Here is a 23,119-nt window from a genome sequence, read left to right as displayed (position 1 = left end):
CGCGGGCATGCAGGACGACAGCCGCGGGCCAGGCCGGCCGGGCTTGTTCGCCACCGGATCACCCCGCCCGGTTGAAAGTCGAAAACGTGACGAGGCAGGTCTCCTGGCTTGCACCGTTCCATGTCCCCGTTCAGTCGAACAGCGGGCTGGCGGGATGACGCCTTCCCGCGCGCTGGCGCAGTGGCTGTGTCGATCCGTTGTCGGTGCTTACAGTTGCGGGGGCAGCCGCGGCTTGTACCGCGTTCCCGTCTTAGCTTCGGCCAGGCCGAAGAACCTCGAAGTGGCAAGGCTACGCAGTGGCTGGCGGGTGGTCAACCATTGCTGCGGGGCCGGTCGACAACGCTGGGCGCAAGTGCGCTACAGTGGCGCCTTATCCACGGTCAAGGACGCACCATGCCCCTCGCCCCCGCCATACCTGTACTGCGCATATTCTCGATCGACAAGGCCAAGGAGTTCTACCTCGATTTCCTGGGTTTCAGCCTGGACTGGGAGCACCGCTTCAGCCCGGACTTGCCGTTGTACATGCAGATCCACCGTGATGGCCTGATCCTGCACCTTTCAGAGCACCATGGCGATGCCTGCCCTGGCTCGACCGTGTTCGCCCGCCTCGACGACCTGCACGCGCTGGAGCGTGAATTGCAGGGTAAACAGTACGGTTTCGCCCGGCCCGAGGCCGAGCGCCTGGATTGGGGCCTGCAGATGCAGGTGTGGGACCCGTTCGGCAACCGCCTGCGCTTTTGCCAGCAGATCGATGACGAGGCCAACCCGTGAAGGCACTGGGTAAACGCGAAATGGGCCGCTTGGAGCGGGAGTTGGTGGCATGCCTGACCGATGCCTGCGAAACCGCCAAGGCGGAAATCGTCGGCTTCTGTTGGCTTACCCATCGCCTCGATCCAGAGGACTTTCCGAGCAGCCTGCGTATTACCTGGGTATTCGAGCAAGAGGCTGACAAGGCAGCGGCCGTGGTCGGTGATGCGAAGGCGCGCATGCTGGCACTTAGCGCTCTGGCGCTGGACCAAGCCGGCATTCAGCTGGACCATCCGGCCTGGCATGTGCGATTCGACAGTGAAGAAGCCTGCGCGCACGGCCACGGCGGAGACTGGGCCAAGCGCTTGCAGACCCAGCGCTGAGCCCCAACCGGCAGCCGGTGCTTTACCCGGCCCCAGACGGTCCGTTAGGCTACGCATTCTCTAAATTACGAGGTGTTCGTCCAATGCGCCATTGATGCCGCCGTCCTTTCGACGGCCAGTCTTCAGCCTCCGGTTCATACCGGAGATGTCGCGGCATTTGTGGAGTTGTGCATGACGAACACGTCGATTCTGACGCTGGACAGCGTCTCCTTGGCCTTGCCTGATGGCAGGCCGCTGTTTAGCAACCTCAACGAAACCTTCGACCAACGCCGCACCGGCCTGGTCGGGCGCAATGGCGTGGGCAAAAGCCTGCTAGGGCAGATTCTTGCCGGCCAGCGTGAACCGAGCAGCGGCCATTGTCGGCGCCTCGGGCCTGTCCATTTGCTGGACCAGCAAGTCATCGCGCGCAGCGCCACGCTGGCCGACCTGGCCCAAGTGGGGCCGGTGATTGCGGCGCTGGAGCGCATCGAGCAAGGCAGCATCAAGCCCCAGGATTTCGACACCGTTGGCGAGCGCTGGGATATGCGCGAGCAATTGCAGCTACAGCTTCAGGGCCATGGCCTGGGTCAACTCGACTGGCGCCAGCCCGCACGAACCCTGAGCGGTGGCCAAGCCATGCGCGTGGCATTGATTGGCGCGTGGCTCAGCGATGCCGATTACCTGATCCTCGACGAGCCAAGCAATCACCTGGACAGCAACGCCCGTGCCCAGCTGCTGAGCATGATCGAAGCCTGGGACCGTGGCTTGCTGGTGATCAGCCACGACCGCAGTCTACTGGCGCACATGGCACGCATTGTCGAATTATCCAGCCTGGGCTTGCAGGCCTATGGTGGCAACTACAGCCTCTATAGTGCGCAAAAAGCCAACCAGACGGCGCAGGCCCAGCAGCAACTTGCCCGGCTGAAGCAGGAGCAGCAACGCCAGGCCCGTGAACTGCAGCGCCAACGCGAAGACCTGGAGCGCCATCAAGCCCGAGCCGGGCGCCAAGCCAAGCACGCCAACCAGGCCAAGATTCTGGTCGACCGCAAGCAGGAGCGCAGCCAGGCCACTGCTGGCAAGCAGCGCCGCGACCATCGCGATGCTCGGCAAACGCTACTGGGCAAAGTGCGTGACGCCGCCCGCGAGGTGGAGCAAGACAGCGCTATTACCTTGCACGCGCCCACACCTCAGCGTCATCCGGGCCGTGAAGTGTTGGCCTTGCAGGCACTTTGCTTGCCGCATGGCACCCGCAAAGCGCTTGACCTGCGCTTGTGCCTGGGCCAACGCGTAGGGCTGATCGGCGCCAATGGCAGTGGCAAGTCCACCCTGCTCAGGCTGCTGAATGGGGAATTGCCGGCATCGCCCGACAATGTGCGCCTCAGTGGCGAGACCGCCTTACTCGACCAGCACTGCAGCACACTGGCAGGCAACCGCAGCGTGCTCGAACACCTGCGCCAAGCCAACCCGACGCTGGCCCAGGGAAAATTGCGCAGCCGCCTGGCGCAACTGGGCCTGGATGCGGCCCGTATCGAACTGCCCAGTGGCCTACTTAGCGGCGGCGAGCGTATGAAGGCGGCGCTGGCCGCCGTGCTGTATCGTGAACGGCCGCTCGACCTGTTGCTGCTTGACGAACCCGGCAACCACCTGGACCTGCCATCGCTGACAGCACTGGAACGCATGCTTGGGCAGTTTCGCGGGGCGCTGATAGTGGCGTCCCATGATGTGGTATTGCTGGAAAACCTGGCGCTGGATGAGTACTTGCTGTTGTAGAAACCGAAAAAAAAGCATCGCAGCCTATCAATTCGTGACTGGCCGTTCCCGATCCGCCAAGGATGTATTAAGGTGGCATGGTGCGCATATAACAGCAGCCCGAGCGATCGGGCACTTGCAAGACAATGAGGGTGTCATGAGCAACGAAAGCATTAATTGGGACAAGCTGGGTTTCGACTACATCAAGACCGACAAACGCTACCTGTCCGTATGGCGCAATGGCGAGTGGGACAAGGGCACCCTGACCGAAGACAACGTACTGCACATCAGTGAAGGCTCCACGGCCCTGCACTACGGCCAGCAGTGCTTCGAAGGCCTGAAGGCCTACCGTTGCAAGGACGGCTCGATCAACCTGTTCCGCCCGGACCAGAACGCGGCCCGCATGCAGCGCAGCTGCGCACGCCTGCTGATGCCGCACGTGCCGACCGATGTGTTCATCGAAGCGTGCAAGCAAGTGGTCAAGGCCAACGAAAAGTTCGTGCCACCGCACGGCAAAGGCGCCCTGTACCTGCGCCCGTTCGTGATCGGCACCGGCGACAACATTGGCGTGCGCACCGCCCCCGAGTTCATCTTCTCGGTGTTCGCCATCCCGGTTGGTTCGTATTTCAAGGGCGGCATGAAGCCGCACAACTTCCAGATTTCCAGCTTCGACCGTGCTGCCCCGCAGGGCACCGGCGCGGCCAAGGTCGGTGGCAACTACGCTGCCAGCCTGCAGCCGGGCGCTGAAGCGAAGAAGGCCAACTTCGCCGATGCCATCTACCTTGACCCGCTGACCCACACCAAGATCGAGGAAGTCGGCTCGGCCAACTTCTTCGGCATCACCGCCAACAACGAGTTCGTCACCCCGAAATCGGCCTCGGTACTGCCCGGCATCACCCGCCTCTCGCTGATGGAACTGGCGCAATCGCGTCTGGGCCTGACCGTGATCGAAGGCGATGTCGAGATCAGCAAGCTGGACCGCTTCGTCGAAGCCGGTGCCTGCGGCACCGCAGCCGTGATCACCCCGATCGGCGGCATCGAGTACAACGGCAAGCTGCACGTGTTCCACGACCTGGAAAAGGTCGGCCCGGTTACCCAGAAGCTCTACAACGAGCTGACCGGTATCCAGAGCGGCGATGTAGAGGCACCGGCAGGCTGGATCGTCAAGGTCGCCTGAGACGCACCAGCTGTATGAAAACGGGGCATGCCAGCAATGGCATGCCCCGTTTTTCTTGGGTTTATACGGTCACCTCGAGCGGTTTTACCCGCAGCATGGCACCGGCTGCGCCGGTGTTCGCAGGTGAACCCGCTGCGCCCAACCACCGACATGTGTCCACCACCGATCAGGCGTAGGAGCGGGTTTACCCGCGAAAGGGCCAGACCTGCCAGCCAATAATTCCGGAGGGGTCACCGTTGTCGATGCCACTGCATTTGCGGACAAGCCCGCACCTACAATGGGCCGCGCCGGCCGGCAGACTTATGCCAGGCGCCCAGTTGCCAACTGAATCAGTTAGATAGAACTGTCTTCCAAAGGGGAAGGTTATCTTCTTTGCGACGGTCAACTGCACGATGTCGGCATTGAGATTGGGCAAATAGCTGTTTCCTTCCTAGTATGAAATCGTCATGCGAGTAGCGAGTGCTTTTGTTTGCCTCTCAACAAGGAGTAGAGAATGCCGTTGCACCACTACCTTCCTATATGGCTGGCCTTGAGCAGCGTGGCCGCGCAGGCCGAGCAAGTCACCCCAGCCGAAGACCCGCAACTGATTCGCGTGCTGCTTGCCGCAGAGCTGGAAACCACCCTGTCCAGCCAGATGAGCGGCACCCTGGGCGAGCTCAAGACCCGCTTCGGTGAGCACGTGGCCAAGGGCGCCCCCTTGGCACGCTTCAATTGCAATGAAGCCCAGGCCCGCGGCAAGGTTGCGGTGGCAGAACTGGCCATGGCCCGGCAGAACCTGCAGGCCAAGCAGCAACTGCGCAAGCTCGATGCCGTGGGCGACATCGAGGTGGCAGCGGCCAACACCGAAGTGCAGAAAGCCGATGGCGCCCGGGCCATGGGTGAAGCGCAGATCAGCTATTGCCAGGTATTGGCGCCGTTTTCAGGCCATGTGGCCAAGGTTTATGTCAAGCCCTACCAAACCGTCAGCGCCGGAACGCCGCTGTTCGACCTAGTCAGTGACGGAGCATTGAAGGTACGGATGAACGTGCCCTCCAGCCAGTTGAAAAACCTCAACCCCGGCCAACCACTGGAGGTTAACGTATATGAAACCGGCAAGACCTACCCGGCCAAGGTCAGCGTGATCAACGCCAGGGTCGATGCAGTGGCACAGACAGTGGAACTCGAAGCGCGCTTCGACCAACGCTTCCCCGAACTGATGGCTGGCATGAGCGGTACCGCGCGGTTCGACCATGACCGTGAATAGGCCGCTGCCGCACCCGCAGCTGTTGTTGCAACTGGATGCCCTGCGTGACAAGGCCATGGCCGCCGAGACATTGGGCGCCCTGGCGTTTAGCATGGCCAACGACCTCTACCCGCTGCTGCCGTTTCACCAGGCGCTGGTGTTCGGCCAAGACAAGGCTGGCCTTGAGCTGCTGTGCGTATCGGGCTTGGCCCGGCCCAGCGAGGATTCGCCTTACCTGGTCTGGCTCCGCCGCGCCAGCCGTTGGCTGAACGACCGCCTGATCGAGGCTCAACCTGCCTGGCTGACACCGAGCAACAGCGCGCCCCCCGAACACATCGCCGAGGGCTGGGCCGAATGGTGGCCTTCAGGGCTGTGGTGCATACCGCTGCACAGTCCTGGCGGCGAGCGCCTGGGCATGCTGGTGCTGTTGCTCGAAGAAGCGCCTCCGGAGGTAGTACCCCAACAGCTGGAAGGCCTTGTGCGCACCTGGGCCTACTGCTGGCAAGCCCTGACCCAGCGGCGCCGGTTCGGTCGCTGGCGCCCCAGCCGCCGTCAGGTGCTGGTGACCCTGCTGGTGCTGGCCGGGCTGTTGCTGGTACCGGTGCGCCAGACGGCACTGGCACCGGCGCAGATCGTCTCGCGCCAGGCGCAGATCGTCAGTTCGCCGATTGACGGGGTGATCGCCCAGGTGCTGGTGCGCCCCAACCAGCCGGTGGAGGCCGGTACACCGTTGTTCACCCTTGATGAAACCACCTTGCGCAGCCGCGCTGAGGTGCTGGGTAAAGAAGTTGCGGTGGCCGATGCCGAATTGCAGGCCGCCAGCCAGCGCGCCTTCGACAATCCGCAAAGCAAGAGCGAACTGCCCCTGCTGCAGGGCCGTGCTCAGCAGCGCCGCGCCGAACTGGCCACCGTACAGGCGCAACTGCGACGCACCCAGGTGCTGGCACCGCGCGCCGGGGTAGCGGTGTTCAGCGACCCCAACGACTGGATGGGCAAACCAGTGTCGACCGGCGAGCGCATCATGCACGTGGCCGACCCTGCGCTACCGGCCATGCAGATCCAGCTTGCGGTGGCCGACGCAATCGCACTGGAGCCAGGTGCCGAGGTCACTTTGTTTCTCACGGCCTACCCGCTGCACCCGCTCAAGGGGAAAATCCTCGAAACCAGCTACCAGGCCAAACCCACTGACGACGGGGTGGTCGCCTATCGCCTGCTGGCGAGTATCGACGCGCACGCCGGGCATGCCCGGCTGGGCCTGCATGGCACCGCCAAGCTCTATGGTGGCAAGGTGATGCTCGGCTATTACCTGCTGCGCCGCCCGCTGGCCACACTGCGCGCCTGGAGCGGCTGGTAATGCTCGACCTGACCGACCTGCCGCTGCCACCGCTGCGCGAAGACTTGCGCCTGTGCGAAGCCGCCGAGAGCCGTGAAGGGGAACCCGCGTGGATGATCCACGACACGGTGCTCAACCGCTTCTACCGGATCGGCTGGCTGGAGTTCGAATGCCTGCTGCGCTGGGGCCAGACACCCCGCCAGATCAGCGAGCAGGTGTCGCGCGACAGCGCGCTTAACCCGGATGTCGAGCAAGTGCTGGCACTGCGTGCGTTTCTCGAACAGCATCAGTTGCTGCGCCCGGGCCCCGAGCAACTGGCCAAGCTGCAAACCGCCAGCGAGGCACGCAGCTGGTCGAGCTGGCGCTGGTGGTTGCATCACTACCTGTTCTTCCGCATCCCGCTGCTGCACCCGCAAGCCGCGCTGCAGCGCCTGGCCGACGCTCTGAATTGGCTGTTCCATCCACTTACCGGGCTGCTGGTGATAGGGCTGACCCTGCTCGGCGTCATCCTGGTGATGCAGCAGTGGGACAGTTTCACCCATGCGGTGGTGGAGTCGTTCTCCACCGAAGGCCTGGTCAGCTTTGCCATGGCGCTGGTAGTCGCGAAAACCCTTCACGAGCTCGGCCATGCCCTGGTTGCTACACGCCTGGGGCTGCGCGTGGGCCACATGGGCGTGGCGTTTCTGGTGCTGTGGCCAATGCTGTACACCGACACCGGCGAAAGCTGGAAGCTCAAGCGTGCCAACCAGCGCCTGGCGATCGCGTCAGCGGGCATCGTCACCGAACTGTCCCTGGCAGGCCTTGCGACCCTCGGCTGGGCGCTGTGTGACGATGGCGCCTTGCGCAACGCACTGTTGTACCTGGCCACCACCAGCTGGGTGCTTTCCCTGGCCCTCAATGCCAGCCCGTTCATGCGCTTCGACGGCTATTTCATTCTCAGCGACCTGCTCGATTTCCCAAACCTGCACGAACGCGCCTCGGCACTGGCACGGGTTGCCCTGCGACGTACTCTCCTGGGGCTCGACGAGGCGTGGCCGGAGCCTTTTTCCGCTGGCCACCGGCGCCTGCTGGTGGCGTTTGCCTTGGCCACCTGGCTGTATCGCCTGGTGCTGTTTCTCGGCATTGCGGTGGCGGTCTACCTGTTCTTCTTCAAACTGTTGGGGATCGTGCTTTTCATGGTCGAATTGGCATGGTTCATCGCACTGCCGGTCAAACGTGAGCTGAGCCACTGGTGGCAACAACGGGGACGTATTGCGGGGCGGCGCAAGCAATTGTTCTACCTGTGCCTTGGGCTGCTTGCGCTGGCCCTGGCCGTGCCTTGGCACAGCCAGGTCAGTGCCGTTGGCGTGGCCCGTGCCGAGCACCAGCTGCGGGTCTACACCCCCTACCCTGCGCGGCTGAAAGGCTTGCACCAGCAAGGGCCGGTCAAGGCCGGCGAGGTGCTGGCAGTGCTCGACGAGCCTGACCTGGATTCACGCATGCGCAGCAGCGAGGCCAGTGCCCGCAGCTACCAGGCGCGCTTGTCGGGGTTGCTTGCCGACCCTGCCGGGCTGGCCGAGGACGCCGCCACCCAGCAACGTCTGATGGTGCAGAACGAAGAGGCCCGCGCCGCGCGCAGCGAGATAGCCCGGCTCAACCTGCAGGCACCGTTCGCAGGCAGCTGGCTGGACCTGGACCCTGACTGGCAGCCTGGCCAGTGGCTCAACAGCCAGGAACCGCTGGGCATCCTGATAGACCCCAGCCACTGGCAGATCGATGCCTACGTGCCCCAGGACCAGGTGCACCACCTGGCCGTGGGCAATTCCGTGAAGTTCTACCCCGAAGGCCGGGCCATCGCACTGCACGGTAAGGTGCTGGCAATCGGCAGCACTCGCGCCGGGCAATTGGCCCACCGCATGCTGTCCTCACATTTTGGCGGCCCGGTACCCACTACCAGCGGTGACCCGATGGTCCCCGCCAGTGCACTGTTCCAGGTGCTGATTGCCCTGGATGAGCCGCTGGCAAGCGTACGCGAGACCCGCGGCAGGCTAAAGATCGAGGGGCAGAAACGCAGTGTGCTGGGCGAACTGGGAACATGGCTGATCGGGGTTGGGCTGCGTGAAAGCGGGTTCTGAGAACTGCCTTCCAGCGCTTGCTTCACCGCCCTGAAGAAATCCGTCTACGATTGCTTGGGACTCGAATCTGTTGCAAAACATTTGAGCAGGGTATGGAAATGGACACCAAGAGCAGAACCGGCTTTGCCACTGCCTCGCGCCCTCGGTCACAGGCTGTTGCCCTTGAGCAACGCATCCTCTTCGACGGTGCCGCCGCGGCGGCTGTCGATCAGCAACAGCACAGCGATGCCGGCCCGGCAGAGGCGAAGGACACCAGCCACCCGGCCCCCACCGCCAGCGAGGCGCAGACCACCGCAGCGGCGCCCGCGCCACGCAACCTGGTGGTCATCGATGCCCGGGTGGAAAACCGCGACCAGCTGGCCGCCACCCTGCCAGCCGGCACCACTGCGCTGGTGGTGGACCCCGGCCAGGATGCCATCGCCGCCATCAGCAATGCCTTGGCGCAACTGGGCAAGGTCGATTCCATACAAGTGTATTCACATGGTGCCTCTGGCCAGTTCACCCTGGGCAACCAGGTGTTCACCCGCCAGACCGTCGAGCAACTGGGCGACCGCCTGAGCGCCTGGCGTGGCGAGCTGAACAGTGGCGCGGATATCCAACTGTACGGCTGCGACGTCGGCGCCGGCAGCGCCGGCCAGGCCCTGGTCAATGAACTGGCACGCTGGACCGGCGCCGATGTCGGCGCTTCGAGCAACGCCACCGGCAGCCAACTGGCCGGTGGCGACTGGCGCCTTGAAGTTACCCACGGCGATATCGACAAGACCATCGCCCTGGCCGCCGCCACCCTGGACAATTTCCAGGGCCTGCTGGCCGATGCCAGCCCCACTGCCAGCCTGAGCGGCGGCGCCGAGGTGCAACTGGGCGAGCAGTTCACCTTTACCGTCAGCTTCAACAACCCCTCGACCCAGGAAGGCTACGCACCGTTCCTCGATGTGTTCATGCCTGCCACCGGGCGCGATGGCGACGATGGCGCCACATTCGTTTCCGCCACGTACCTGGGCCAGGTGCTGAACAGCTTTGTGATCACCTTCGATGCCAACGGCAATGCCACGCACCCCTTGGCCAAGGATGCCAGTGGCAACGCACTGGTGATCAACGCCGCCAGCGTCGGCATGAAGCCCGGCGACCAGATGGTGGTGCTGCAGCTGCCTTACGCAAGCGTCACCAACGGCCAGCCGAGCATCGACGTGCAGATCACCGGGCAACTGAGCAACCTTGCCGATACCAGCTATTCCGACGGCGCCCCCAACCTCACCATCAATGCCCGCGCCGGCTTCGAATATGGCAACGACTCGCTGAACAACCCGGTGCAGGACCCAAGCCTGGTGGAAAGCGCGCTGCACAGCTTCATCGTCACACCGACCCTGCTCAAGGTCACGCAAACGGTGAACATGCCCGAAGGCGAAACGGTGACCGGGCCGAACTTCACCCGAACCCAGACCATCACCGTGACTCCGGCCCCAGGGCAGACCCTGAGCAATGTCACGGTCACCCAGACCGTGCCTGACCAGGTGCATGTCAGTTCCATCACGCCTGGGCCGGGCGGTACCCTGACGTCAGTCACCCTGCACGACGGCACCGTGCTCACCAGCCCCATTGCCATAGCCGCCGCGCTGGCCAACCCCAATGCCTTCGTGGCCAGCTACAGCATCCATTACGATACCCTCAGTAGCGTCAGCGAAACCCAGGTCGGTTTCTATGTGCCGGAAATCGACGCCAACGGCCGACCAGTGATCGACCCGGCGACCGGCAACCCGGTGACGATCAACTTCGGCACCGCCAACGTGACCGGTGACTGGAACCCGCTGGACCCGCGCGACCGCCCCACCGACCCGGACGGTTACCCGTTCGATGAAACCGGCAACGGCCAGGGCGTGACCTTCGTCGCCAAGTCGATCACATTGCTCAAGCAGGTCGACCTGCAAACTGATGTCGGCACGCCCGGCCTCACGCCTGGTGATACCTTGCGCTATACCATGGACGTGGCCATCTCCGACTTCTTTGCCTTCGGCGAGAACATCCTCGAGAATGGCCAGTTCACCCTGACCGACCTGCTCAGCGATGGCCAGACCTTCGACCCGAGCAACCCGCCGACGCTGCTCATTTCGCAGCATGGCGCCTCGCAGGCCATTGCCCTGGTCTACACCCAGACCGTCAATGCCGACGGCAGCACCACACTGGTGTTCGACATCGCCGAATCCATCCGCCGGGCCATCGCCGGTCCCGGCGTGGCTGCGCTGTTCGGCGACCTTTACGGTGACACCACGCAGGAAGGTGCCACGCGCCTGAGCATTGTCTACGACGCCCAGATCGACACCACCTACACCAGCGACCACCCGCCCCACGACCAGCTCAACGAAGGCGACAGCGTTGGCAACAATGCCACGGTCGATGCCACCGTGCTGCGGGATGCGGTCAACCTCGGCGGCATTCAGACCGACAGCTCCAGCACCACCAGCACCATCCAGACCTCCAACATCGACATCGAGCTCACCCAGGTCAATGGCGGCACCCCGCCTGGCAACGGCGAACTGCGCCCAGGCGATGTGGTGACCTTTACCATCAACTACGACCTGCTGGTGGCCGATTACGAGAACTTCAAGCTCACGGCCTACCTGCCACTGCCGTTGCTCAACGCCAGCGGCATCAACTGGAGCTTCGGCACAGGTGTTGGCCAATGGACGTTCGGCAGTGGCAACAACATCCTGGATGTGCCTGACAGCGTCACCACCGGCCCCGGCAACTCGATCATCTTCGACTTCGGCAATTTCGTATCCGGCGGCCTCAACGGCGGCACCGTGCAGGTGCGCTTCACCATGGTGGTGGGCGACCAGCCATTCGCCGACCAGCGTGAACTGGACGTGCTGGCGCAATCGAGCCAGACCACCACGGTGGACAAGACCGTGCTCACCTCATCGGATGTGGCGGTGATCGAGTCGGTTGCCGAGCCCGTACTGGACATCAAGCACGGCGTGGTCTCCAGCACCCATGGCACAGTCACCGGTACCACCGGCAGCTGGACCGCACCCGGTACCAGCGGCGTGCCCTTCAGCGGTAGCGTCACCAGCCTGGCGGCCGTGGACGGCAATGTCAGCGGTATCGATGGTGCCGATACCCTGCGCTTGGCCACGGCCCTGAAAAACACCGGCGGCGGTGGTGCCTTCGACGTCAGCACCAGCATCACCCTGCCCGCCGGTTTGTCGTTCGTCGGCGGCAGCCTGAGCGCCGCCAACCTGCAGATCTACCGCGGTGACGGCACCTTGCTGGTGCAGGGCACGGACTACAACGTCTCAGGCAACGCCATCACCTTCCTCGACGCCAACGACCAGGCCACCCTGTTGGCCGGTCGCGCCGGCACCGCCAGCGACTTGTCGGGCGCCAACGTGGTGGTCATTACCTATGACGTCACGGTAAACAATGCCATCCTCGCCTCCAGTACGCTGCAGAGCACCGCATCGCTGACCCACTACGCCAGCGTGAACGGCGGCCAGGACTTCACCCCGACCGATATCACGGAGGTGGCCAACCAGCAGGTCGCCGCGCCAACCCTCAGCAAGACCTACAAGGACGGCAGCCTCACCGAAGATGACTCCAGCGCCACCCACACCACCGGCAGCAACCTGGTGGTCGGCGAAAGCATCACCTACGACATTGTCGTCACCCTGCCCGAAGGTTCGACGGGTAGCCTGCGCATCAATGACCTGATCCCACCGGGCCTGCGCCTGGACCCACGCTTCAACGGCAACCTGGGCTATCAGATCATCACCACCACGGCCGGCAGCGGCGCCTTGTCAGCCGACTTCATCGGCGCCCTCAACGTCAACCCGGTGACCCTCGACGGCAGCGACGGCGCCGACCTGATGCTGGTGTTCGACAGCGCCGGGGCCACGGCCGATAACATCATCGGCAACAACAGCTTCGTCATCCGCCTGGTGCTGGTGGCCAGCAATGTCTCCAGCAACCAGCAAGGCACCACGCTGAACAACGGTGCGCAGCTGGTGTACAGCGACCCCGACGGCGATACCCCCAACGGCACCGCGCCGGTGGAGCGCAGTGTCAACAGTGCCCAGCAACCCGGCGTGACCCTCGTCGAGCCGACCCTCAGCGTCACCCAGCAGATCACCTCGACGCCCACATTCGGCGGTTTCGACGAGGGAGACACCGTCACCTTCACCATAACCGTGGCCAACAATTCCGGTACCGACGCGTTCGACATCAGCCTGCTCGACGTGCTGCCGACCGAGATAGACGGCCTGGCGATCAGCGGCACCATCCAGTACAACGGCGGTGCCACCAACAACGGTGGCGTTGATTTCGTGATCCTCGGCGGCCAGCTGACAACCGCCAACGGCGCCAACATCGACATCGCCAACGGCGGCAGTATCGTCATCACCCTGAGCGGCGTGGTCAACGCCACTGCCGCGGGTGAGGCGTTGATCTCCAACAATGTCGAGGTGCGCTGGAGCAGCCTGAACGGCACCAGCTCCACCACCGATACCGTCAATGGCGAACGCAGCGGCGACGACGGCCTGCTCAATGGTGGCCAGCTCAACGATTACCGGGTATTGAGCGCGTTGCTGATCCCGGTCACCAACGGCATCCAGGTGTCTCGGGTGGGCGGGGTCACCGATACACCGCCGGCCACCAACGCCAGCGGCGCCACCGACACCAGCGGCCTGGTGGAAAACGTGGTGGTCGGCGAGATCGTCCGTTATCGGGTAGCCGTGCTGGTCCCCACGGGCGACAACCCCAATTACCAGGTCCGCATCGAACTGGCCGCGGGCCTTGAGTTCATCACCGCCGACCTCAACAACATCCTGATTGCCATGGTGTCGAGCCAGCTCGGTGGCCTGACCACCGATGCGTCCGACCTGGTCACCAGCGGTAGCTCGCTGTACATGACCGGCAACCAGAACAGCGACGTGGCCTTGCCGATCCATACCGACCTGGGCGGCACAGTGCCCACCGGTATTTTCGATGGCAACAATAACCGGCTGGAGATCACCACCAACCCGGACGGTAGCCAGACCATCACCTTCAACCTCGGCAACGTGACCAATACCGAGGTTGGCGACAGCGACATCGAAGGTGTGATCCTGGAGTTCAACGTGCGGGTCAGCAACGTGGCCGGCAACCAGGCCAACACCCAGCTGGGCATGACCGTGTTCGAGCATGTCGGCGAGAATGGAGGGGTCGACCGTGGCAAGAGCGACACCGTGTTCGAGCGCGTGGTGGAACCCAGCTTCACCGGCATGGACAAGTCGGTCATCGACGTGACCCCGGGCGCCGTGGCCGGTACCACCGACGCCACGGTCTCGGTCCATTTCACCCAGGACGGCGGCGTGTCCGCCTACAACACGCACCTGGCCGACCAATTCCCCAATGGCAGCAACTATCAGGTGCAGAGCATCCTGCTCAATGGCGCGGCGCTGGACCTTGCCAACCTGCCCAGTGGCGTGACCTTCACCGATGGCTCGGCCATCGCCGTCGACTTCGCACGCCTTGCGCCCAACGACACGATCCAGGTGATCTACACCGTCACCCTGCCCAACCAGACCATCGCCGACAACGCCGCCAGTTCCGCCGTACTGACCTGGACCAGCCTGCCCACCGATTTCGAAACCAACGGCTGGGGTGGCTCGGTGCCCGATGCCGCCGGCAGCAACGAGGGTGAACGTACCAGCCAGGACGGCGCCAGTGGCCTGAACAACTACATCCTCAGCGACGGCGCCGGCATGGGCGTGATCCAGGGCACGCTGTGGGACGACACCCGAAGCGCCACCGATAACGTCGCCCCCGACGGCCCTGGCCTGGACGGCATTGACGTGACCCTCAGCTGGGCCGGTGACGATGGCCAGTTCGGCACCGCCGACGACCGCACCTTCACCACGGTCACCGCCAATGGCGGCCTGTACCAGTTCGCCCTGCTGCCCTCGGGCAGCTACCTGATCGCGGTGGCGCAGAACCACCAGGCCAGCGCCAACGACAACCTCCGCGTGCGTATCGATACCGACACCGGCACTGCGCCCGTGGGCCTTGGCAGCGTCAACCTCACCCTCGGCGAAGGCGCTACCGGCACTGCCGACGCCGGTTACGTGCATGTCAACGAAGCGCCGATCAACACCGTGTCCGACCAGCACGGCCAGGAAGACACGGTGCTGCACATCGGTGGTTTGGCCACCAGCGACATCGACGTCAACGCTGGCAATACCGACGGCGTCATGACCATCACCCTGACCGTGGTGCACGGCGTCATCTGGCAGACCGCCACCCCGCCCGCAGCCACGGCCACGCCGCCCGCGGATGCCGGCCGCAGCCTGGTGCTCACTGGCACGCTGAACGCACTGAACGTGCTGCTGAGCCAGCTGTATTACAAAGGCGACCAGGACTTCAACACCTTCCGCGACAGCGAAACCCTGACCATGGTCACCAATGACCAGGGTAACTTCGGCGACGCGCCGCTCAATGGCGACGGCATCCCCGGGCAGAACCCGAGCGACGCGCTGACCGACACGGACGTGATGAACATCATCATCGACCCGGTCAACGATGCGCCGATCGCCAACGCCGACCTGGCCAATGCCGTGGAAGCCGGTGGCTTGAACAACAGCGACCCCGGCGTCAACCCGACCGGCAATGTGCTGGCCAACGACACCGATGTGGACATCCAGACCAACAACGATGTGCTCACCGTGACCCGTGTTGCCAACAGCATTACCCCCGCGGGTGTGGTGGTGGCCGCCAACGGGGTTACCACGCTGCAAGGGCTGTACGGCACCTTGTCGATTACCGCGGGCGGCGGTTTCCAGTACATCGTCGACAACGCCAACCCTGCGGTGCAGGCGCTGCGCACGGCCGGCGATTTCATCACCGAAACCTTCGGCTACACCATCGTCGACAGCGGCGGCCTGACCAGCAGCGCAGTGCTGCAGATCAACATCCACGGCGCCAACGACACCCCTGTCGCCCAGGGCGACAGCGCCACCGCGATCGAAGCAGGCGGCACCGACAACGGCACGCTCGGCCAGGACGGCACCGGTAATGTACTGGACAACGACACCGACGTGGATTCGGTGGCCTTCGGCGAAACCAAACAGGTCAGTGCGGTACGCTACGACGGCCCCGGTGGCGGCAGGATCATACCGCTGGTCAGCGGCCAACCGACCAACGTGCTGGCGAACTTCGGGACATTGACGATCAATGCCGACGGCAGCTATCGCTATGTCATCGACAACGGTAACGCCGCCGTGCAGGCGCTTTCGCCCGGCCAGACGCTGGTCGAGCAATTCACTTACCAGATGGCCGATGCCGGTGGACTGAGCGCTGTGAACGTCCTTGTCATCACTCTTCAAGGCGCCAACGATGCGCCGGTGGCCGTGGACGACCAGGGTAGCGCCGTCGCCGGCGCCAGCGATGGCAGCTCGGCGTCGGTCAATGCCAGCGGTAACGTGATCACCGGCAATGCCGGCGTGGGCACCGACACCGACGTTGACAACCTCGATCAGCCAACCGCGACCCAACTCAAGGTCGATGGCGTACGCAGCGGCCTGGAAACCACGGGTGGCACGCTCACCCCGGTGGCCAATGGTGCGCCTGCGATCCTCACTGGCACAGTCGCCCGCCTGGCCGACAGCAGCCTGATCAGTGGCGACTTCGGCCAACTGATCCTCAACGAAGACGGCAGCTATACCTTCGAGGTCAACAGCGCCGACCCGGCCATCCGTGCGCTAGCAGCCGGGCAAAGCCTGGAGGTGATCTTCACCTACCAGATCCACGACAGCGGCGGCCTCACCGACCAGGCGCAACTGGTAATTACCGTCACCGGCGTCAACGACCCGCCCGTGGTCAACCCGGTCACGGTCGATGCCATCGAGGCCGGTGGCGTCAAAAACGGCCAGCCGGGGCTGGACCCGAGCGGCAGCATCCGCAGCGCGTATAGCGACCCTGACGGCGATAGCCTGATCGTCAGCGCGGTAGTCAATCCCAACGGCGTCAACGGCACGCCCGGCCAAGCCCTGGCCGGCAACTATGGCAGCCTGGTACTCGATGCCCAGGGCAACTACCGCTACGTGGTCGACAACAGCAACGCTGCGGTCCAGGCCCTGCGCACCGATGCCGACCAACTCACCGAGGTGTTCCAGTACAGCGTCAGCGATGGCAACGGCAAAATCGTCACTGCCACCTTCACCGTCGTCATCCACGGCCGCAACGATACCCCGGTTGCCACCAGTGACGCCGCCACGGCCATCGAGGCCGGTGGCACCAACAACGGCACGCCCGGGCAGGATGCCACCGGCAACGTGCTGGACAACGACACTGACGTCGACGCCGTGGCCCTGGGCGAGACCAAGCAAGTCAACGCGATCCGCTTCGATGGCACCGGTGGCGGCCAACTGGTACCGGTAGCCAGCGGCCAAGCGACCAGCGTACCGGCCAGCTTCGGCAGCTTGACCATCAACGCCGACGGCAGCTACCGCTATGTCATCGATAACACCAACGCTGCCGTGCAGGCGCTTTCCCCGGGCCAGACGCTGGTCGAGCAGTTCACCTATCAGGTGGTCGATACCGACGGTCTGACCGCCGTCACCGTACTGGTGATCACTATCCAGGGCGCCAACGATGCGCCGGTGGCCGTGGACGACCAGGGCAGTGCCATCGCCGGCGCCAGCGATGGCAGCCCGGCACCGCTCAATGCCAGCGGTAACGTGATCACTGGCGACAATGGCGTGGGCACCGACACCGACGTCGACAACCTTGATCAGCCAACCGCGACCCAACTCAAGGTCGATGGCGTACGCAGCGGCCTGGAAACCACGGGCGGCACGCTCACCCCGGTGGCCAATGGTGCGCCCGCCACTGTCATCGGTACGGTTGGCCGCCTGGCCGACAGCAGCCTGATCAGTGGCGACTTCGGCCAACTGATCCTCAACGAAGACGGGAGCTATACCTTCGAGGTCAACAGCGCCGACCCAGCCATCCGTGCGCTATCAGTCGGGCAAAGCCTGGAGGTGATCTTCACCTACCAGATCCACGACAGCGGCGGCCTCACCGATCAGGCGCAACTGGTAATCACCGTCACCGGCGTCAACGACCCGCCCGTGGTCAACCCGGTCACGGTCGATGCCATCGAGGCCGGGGGGGTCAACAACGGCCAGCCGGGGCTGGACCCGAGCGGCAGCATCCGCGGTGCGTATAGCGACCCTGACGGCGATACCCTGATCGTCAGCGCGGTAGTCAATCCCAATGGCGTCAACGGCACGCCCGGCCAAGCCCTGGCCGGCAACTATGGCAGCCTGGTACTCGATGCCCAGGGCAACTACCGCTACGTGGTCGACAACAGCAATGCTGCGGTACAGGCCCTGCGCACCGATGCCGATCAACTCACCGAGGTGTTCCAGTACAGCGTCAGCGATGGCAACGGCAAAATCGTCACTGCCACCTTCACCGTCGTCATCCACGGCCGCAACGATACCCCGGTTGCCACCAGTGACGCCGCCACGGCCATCGAGGCCGGTGGCACCAACAACGGCACGCCCGGGCAGGATGCCACCGGCAACGTGCTGGACAACGACAGCGACGTCGACGCCGTGGCCCTGGGCGAAACCAAGCAAGTCAACGCGATCCGCTTCGATGGCACCGCTGGCGGCCAACTGGTACCGGTAGCCAACGGCCAAGCGACCAGCGTACCGGCCAGCTTCGGCAGCTTGACCATCAACGCCGACGGCAGCTACCGCTATGTCATCGATAACACCAACGCTGCCGTGCAGGCGCTTTCCCCAGGCCAGACGCTGGTCGAGCAGTTCACCTATCAGGTGGTCGATACCGACGGTTTGACCGCCGTCACCGTACTGGTGATCACTATCCAGGGCGCCAACGATGCGCCGGTGGCCGTGGACGACCAGGGCAGTGCCATCGCCGGCGCCAGCGATGGCAGCCCGGCACCGCTCAATGCCAGCGGTAACGTGATCACTGGCGACAATGGCGTGGGCACCGACACCGACGTCGACAACCTTGATCAGCCAACCGCGACCCAACTCAAGGTCGATGGCGTACGCAGCGGCCTGGAAACCACGGGCGGCACGCTCACCCCGGTGGCCAATGGTGCGCCCGCCACTGTCATCGGTACGGTTGGCCGCCTGGCCGACAGCAGCCTGATCAGTGGCGACTTCGGCCAACTGATCCTCAACGAAGACGGGAGCTATACCTTCGAGGTCAACAGCGCCGACCCAGCCATCCGTGCGCTATCAGTCGGGCAAAGCCTGGAGGTGATCTTCACCTACCAGATCCACGACAGCGGCGGCCTCACCGATCAGGCGCAACTGGTAATCACCGTCACCGGCGTCAACGACCCGCCCGTGGTCAACCCGGTCACGGTCGATGCCATCGAGGCCGGTGGGGTGAACAACGGCCAGCCGGGGCTGGACCCGAGCGGCAGCATTCGCGGTGCGTATAGCGACCCTGACGGCGATACCCTGATCGTCAGCGCGGTGGTCAATCCCAACGGCGTCAACGGCACGCCCGGCCAAGCCCTGGCCGGCAACTATGGCAGCCTGGTACTCGATGCCCAGGGCAACTACCGCTACGTGGTCGACAACAGCAATGCTGCGGTACAGGCCCTGCGCACCGATGCCGATCAACTCACCGAGGTGTTCCAGTACAGCGTCAGCGATGGCAACGGCAAAATCGTCACTGCCACCTTCACCGTCGTCATCCACGGCCGCAACGATACCCCGGTTGCCACCAGTGACGCCGCCACGGCCATCGAGGCCGGTGGCACCAACAACGGCACGCCCGGGCAGGATGCCACCGGCAACGTGCTGGACAACGACACCGACGTCGACGCCGTGGCCCTGGGCGAAACCAAGCAAGTCAACGCGATCCGCTTCGATGGCACCGCTGGCGGCCAACTGGTACCGGTAGCCAGCGGCCAAGCGACCAGCGTACCGGCCAGCTTCGGCAGCTTGACCATCAACGCCGACGGCAGCTACCGCTATGTCATCGATAACACCAACGCTGCCGTGCAGGCGCTTTCCCCAGGCCAGACCCTGGTCGAGCAGTTCACCTATCAGGTGGTCGATACCGACGGTCTGACCGCCGTCACCGTACTGGTGATCACTATCCAGGGCGCCAACGATGCGCCGGTGGCCGTGGACGACCAGGGCAGTGCCATCGCCGGCGCCAGCGATGGCAGCCCGGCGTCGGTCAACGCCAGCGGTAACGTGATCACTGGCGACAATGGCGTAGGCGCCGACACCGATGTCGACAACGACGACCAGCCGGCCACCACCCAACTTAGGGTCAATGGCGTGCGCAGCGGTCTGGAAAGCGCCGGTGGCGTGCTCGCGCCGGTGGCCAGCGGCGCCCCCGCCAGCATTACAGGCACAGTGGCCCGCCTGGCCGACAGCAGCCTGATCAGTGGCGACTTCGGCCAACTGATCCTCAACGAAGACGGCAGCTATACCTTCGAGGTCAACAGCGCCGACCCGGCCATCCGTGCGCTAGCAACCGGGCAAAGCCTGGAGGTGATCTTCACCTACCAGATCCATGACAGCGGCGGCCTCACCGACCAGGCGCAACTGGTAATCACCGTCACCGGCGTCAACGACCCGCCCGTGGTCAACCCGGTCACGGTCGATGCCATCGAGGCCGGTGGGGTGAACAACGGCCAGCCGGGGCTGGACCCGAGCGGCAGCATTCGCGGTGCGTATAGCGACCCTGACGGCGATACCCTGATCGTCAGCGCGGTAGTCAACCCCAACGGCGTCAACGGCACGCCCGGCCAAGCCCTGGCCGGCAACTATGGCAGCCTGGTACTCGATGCCCAGGGCAACTACCGCTACGTGGTCGACAACAGCAATGCTGCGGTACAGGCCCTGCGCACCGATGCCGACCAACTCACCGAGGTGTTCCAGTACAGCGTCAGCGATGGCAACGGCAAGGTCGTCACCGCCACCTTCACGGTGGTCATTCATGGCCGCAACGACACCCCCATCGCTGCTGATGACAGCGCCACTGCCATCGAGGCCGGTGGCAGCAACAACGGTACCCCCGGACAGGTTGGCAGCGGCAATGCCTTGAGTAACGACAGCGACGTGGATGCCGGCGACAGCAAAGCCGTCGATGGCATCTACCTGGGCACCCTCGCGGCCGGCGGCACGTTCATCCAGGTCAATGCCGGCCCGACCGTGGTGGCCGGCACCTATGGCACCCTGAACATCGATGCCAACGGCAACTACGTCTACACCGTCAACGACAGCCTGGCCGCGGTACAAGCGCTCAAGGCCGGCGAACAGCTGCGCGAAACCTTCAGCTACCGCATGCGCGACACGGATGGCGCCACAGCCCAGGCGCAGATCAACATCACCATCGAAGGCCGCTACGACACCCCGGTGGCGCACGGAGACTTCGCTTACGCGGTCGCAGAGGACGACGATGGCAACTTTGGGCGCAACCCCACCGGCAATGTGCTGAACAACGACACCGACGTCGATGCCAACGACAGCAAGGTGGTCACGGCCGTGGGCGTAGGTGCGCAAAGCAGCAACCCGACCCTGGACCCGCTGACCGGTAGCGCCACCGTCACTACCAACTACGGCACCCTGACCCTCAATGCCGACGGCAGCTACCGCTTCGTGGTCAACTCCAACGACCCCGACATCATTGCCCTCGGCCCGCTGGGCTTCGTCATCCAGAACTACACCTACCAGGTCACCGACGGCGGTGGGCTCAGCGACACCGCCACCCTGACCATCTTTATCCGCGGCGAAAACCAGCCACCCATTGCCGGCCCCGACCAGGGCCTGGCCGTCGAGGCCGGCGGCGTCGACAACAACATCCCGGGTAGCGACCCCAGCGGCAACGTGATGGACAACGACAGCGACCCGGACACCATCAACATCCTCTTCCCGGAAACCCTCGAGGTGCTGGCATTCTGGACTGGCGACGGCCCGCTACCGGGCAACGCCAGCCTGGTCGGGCAAACCCTGCGCGGCCAGTATGGCGACCTGACCCTCAATGGCGACGGCACCTGGAACTACGTGCTGGACAACAGCCTGCTGGCCGTCCAGCAGCTGCGCGCCAGCGGCCAGACGCTGGTGGACAACTTCACCTACTTGCTGGCGGACTTCTGGGGCGGCACCGCCAATGGCCTGCTGACCATTACCATCGACGGCCGCAACGACTACCCAGTAGCCAATGACGATACCGCCGTTGCGGTGGAGGCCGGCGGGGTGAACAATGGCACTGCCGGCGTCGACCCGCAGGGCAACGTGCTGGACAACGACACCGATATCGACGGTGCGCAATACGGCGAAACCAGGACGGTGCTGCAGTACACCGGCGAAAACGGCCAGACCGCCGCAGCCGGCCAGGTGCTGCAAGGCCTGTATGGCACGCTGCTGATCAACGCCGACGGCAGCTACCAGTATGTCGTCGACAACACCAACCCAACTGTGCAGGCCATGCGCAGCGCTGGCGAAGCGCTGAAAGAGGTATTCACCTACCGCATGCGCGACACCGCCGGCATCATTTCGGACGCACGCCTGACAGTGACCGTGCAGGGCGCCAATGACAACCCGGTGGCCCGCGACGATGTCAATACAGCCAGCGACCAGGTACCGGCACCGCACACCAGCGGCAACGTGCTACCCAATGACAGCGATGTGGACGCCGGCGACGGGCTGACTGTGACAGGCATCCGCGCCGGCCAGGAAGCCGGCACAGGTAAGGCCGGCGCGATCGGCCAGCCCACCGTTGGCCAGTACGGCACGTTGGTACTCAATGCCGACGGCAGCTACACCTACAGCATCGACCTGAGCAACCCCGAGGTGTTGGCCGCAGCCGGCCTTGGGCAAGTGCTCAAGGACTACTTCACCTACACCATCAGCGACCTGGCGGGTGCCACCGACCAGGCTCAGCTGGTCATCACGCTGGATATTTCCACCCCGTACATCCCCCCTGGCCCGTATTTCGAACGCGACAGCACCAGCGGCCGGACGGATGCACCGCTGCCGGAGGTCAACCCGGCGATCTACGTCGCACCCGTCGTCGAGCGAATCAACGAAAGCCTGACGCTCTCTGCCTGGGGCACCGATGGCAGTGATGTACGCCTGTTCGCCACGCCCGAAATCGAAAGCCCGTCACTCGGCAGCCAGCTTGGCCTGGTCAACGGGCAGTTCGTTGCCAGTGCAGTGGCACAAAGCCGACGCGCCAGTGCCGAAGACCAGAACTGGATCGATGGCCGCCACGGTGTCATCAGCCTGACTGCCGACGGCCTGTTGCCCGACCCATCGCTTTGGGCGCCAGTGCAGGCCGACATGGTGCCGCAAACGGAGAGAACCACGGAGCCTGCACGGGGTTTTCGTGCGCAATTGCGTGAAGCCGCCCAGCGCCGCGGCAGCAACGCCCCATGAAGCC

The 23,119-nt window shown here is 64.3% G+C and carries 8 protein-coding genes and 1 riboswitch; all 8 genes read left to right on the top strand.

Going from position 1 to position 23,119, the window contains the following annotated elements; all coding sequences use genetic code 11:
• Positions 1–75 precede the first annotated feature (75 nt).
• Positions 76–293: riboswitch (cobalamin riboswitch) on the bottom strand.
• Positions 294–393: 100 nt separating this feature from the next.
• The 8 genes from ACI7M0_RS11315 (at position 394) to ACI7M0_RS11280 (ending at position 23,115) form a co-directional block, all read left to right on the top strand.
• Positions 394–771 (top strand): glyoxalase superfamily protein, encoded by a 378-nt coding sequence (locus ACI7M0_RS11315; RefSeq protein ID WP_010954367.1) that lies wholly within the window; start codon positions 394–396, stop codon positions 769–771.
• Positions 768–1,130, top strand: a complete 363-nt coding sequence (locus tag ACI7M0_RS11310; RefSeq protein ID WP_129933612.1) for a hypothetical protein — start codon at positions 768–770, stop codon at positions 1,128–1,130. The genes ACI7M0_RS11315 and ACI7M0_RS11310 overlap by 4 nt, the downstream gene beginning before the upstream one ends.
• A 171-nt stretch (positions 1,131–1,301) precedes the next feature.
• Positions 1,302–2,879, top strand: coding sequence for an ATP-binding cassette domain-containing protein (locus ACI7M0_RS11305; protein WP_129933613.1), 1,578 nt, complete (start codon positions 1,302–1,304; stop codon positions 2,877–2,879).
• A gap of 136 nt (positions 2,880–3,015) precedes the next feature.
• Positions 3,016–4,035: a branched-chain amino acid aminotransferase gene (locus ACI7M0_RS11300; RefSeq protein ID WP_003247906.1), complete on the top strand. Its 1,020-nt coding sequence runs from the start codon at positions 3,016–3,018 to the stop codon at positions 4,033–4,035.
• Between the two features lie 493 nt (positions 4,036–4,528).
• The gene (locus ACI7M0_RS11295; protein WP_020191854.1) at positions 4,529–5,278 is read left to right on the top strand and encodes an efflux RND transporter periplasmic adaptor subunit; all 750 of its coding nucleotides are present in this window, start codon (positions 4,529–4,531) and stop codon (positions 5,276–5,278) included.
• Positions 5,265–6,611: an efflux RND transporter periplasmic adaptor subunit gene (locus tag ACI7M0_RS11290; RefSeq protein WP_129933615.1), complete on the top strand. Its 1,347-nt coding sequence runs from the start codon at positions 5,265–5,267 to the stop codon at positions 6,609–6,611. The genes ACI7M0_RS11295 and ACI7M0_RS11290 overlap by 14 nt, the downstream gene beginning before the upstream one ends.
• Positions 6,611–8,704: an HlyD family efflux transporter periplasmic adaptor subunit gene (locus ACI7M0_RS11285; RefSeq protein ID WP_129933616.1), complete on the top strand. Its 2,094-nt coding sequence runs from the start codon at positions 6,611–6,613 to the stop codon at positions 8,702–8,704. Before ACI7M0_RS11290 ends, ACI7M0_RS11285 begins: the two co-directional genes overlap by 1 nt.
• A gap of 98 nt (positions 8,705–8,802) precedes the next feature.
• Complete coding sequence (locus tag ACI7M0_RS11280) at positions 8,803–23,115, top strand: VCBS domain-containing protein (protein ID WP_405314590.1); 14,313 nt, start codon at positions 8,803–8,805, stop codon at positions 23,113–23,115.
• Positions 23,116–23,119 lie beyond the last annotated feature (4 nt).

It is taken from the genome of Pseudomonas sp. 10(2024), from assembly GCF_045164175.1.
Lineage (GTDB): Bacteria > Pseudomonadota > Gammaproteobacteria > Pseudomonadales > Pseudomonadaceae > Aquipseudomonas > Aquipseudomonas alloputida.
Note: the sequence above shows the minus strand (reverse complement) of the source record. Positions and strands in the feature narration are given on the sequence as shown.

Coding starts and splice junctions, on each gene's coding strand:
- ACI7M0_RS11315 (WP_010954367.1), top strand. CDS start 394: ATGCCCCTCGCCCCCGCCATACCTGTACTGCGCATATTCTCGATCGAC.
- ACI7M0_RS11305 (WP_129933613.1), top strand. CDS start 1,302: ATGACGAACACGTCGATTCTGACGCTGGACAGCGTCTCCTTGGCCTTG.
- ACI7M0_RS11300 (WP_003247906.1), top strand. CDS start 3,016: ATGAGCAACGAAAGCATTAATTGGGACAAGCTGGGTTTCGACTACATC.
- ACI7M0_RS11295 (WP_020191854.1), top strand. CDS start 4,529: ATGCCGTTGCACCACTACCTTCCTATATGGCTGGCCTTGAGCAGCGTG.
- ACI7M0_RS11290 (WP_129933615.1), top strand. CDS start 5,265: ATGACCGTGAATAGGCCGCTGCCGCACCCGCAGCTGTTGTTGCAACTG.
- ACI7M0_RS11285 (WP_129933616.1), top strand. CDS start 6,611: ATGCTCGACCTGACCGACCTGCCGCTGCCACCGCTGCGCGAAGACTTG.
- ACI7M0_RS11280 (WP_405314590.1), top strand. CDS start 8,803: ATGGACACCAAGAGCAGAACCGGCTTTGCCACTGCCTCGCGCCCTCGG.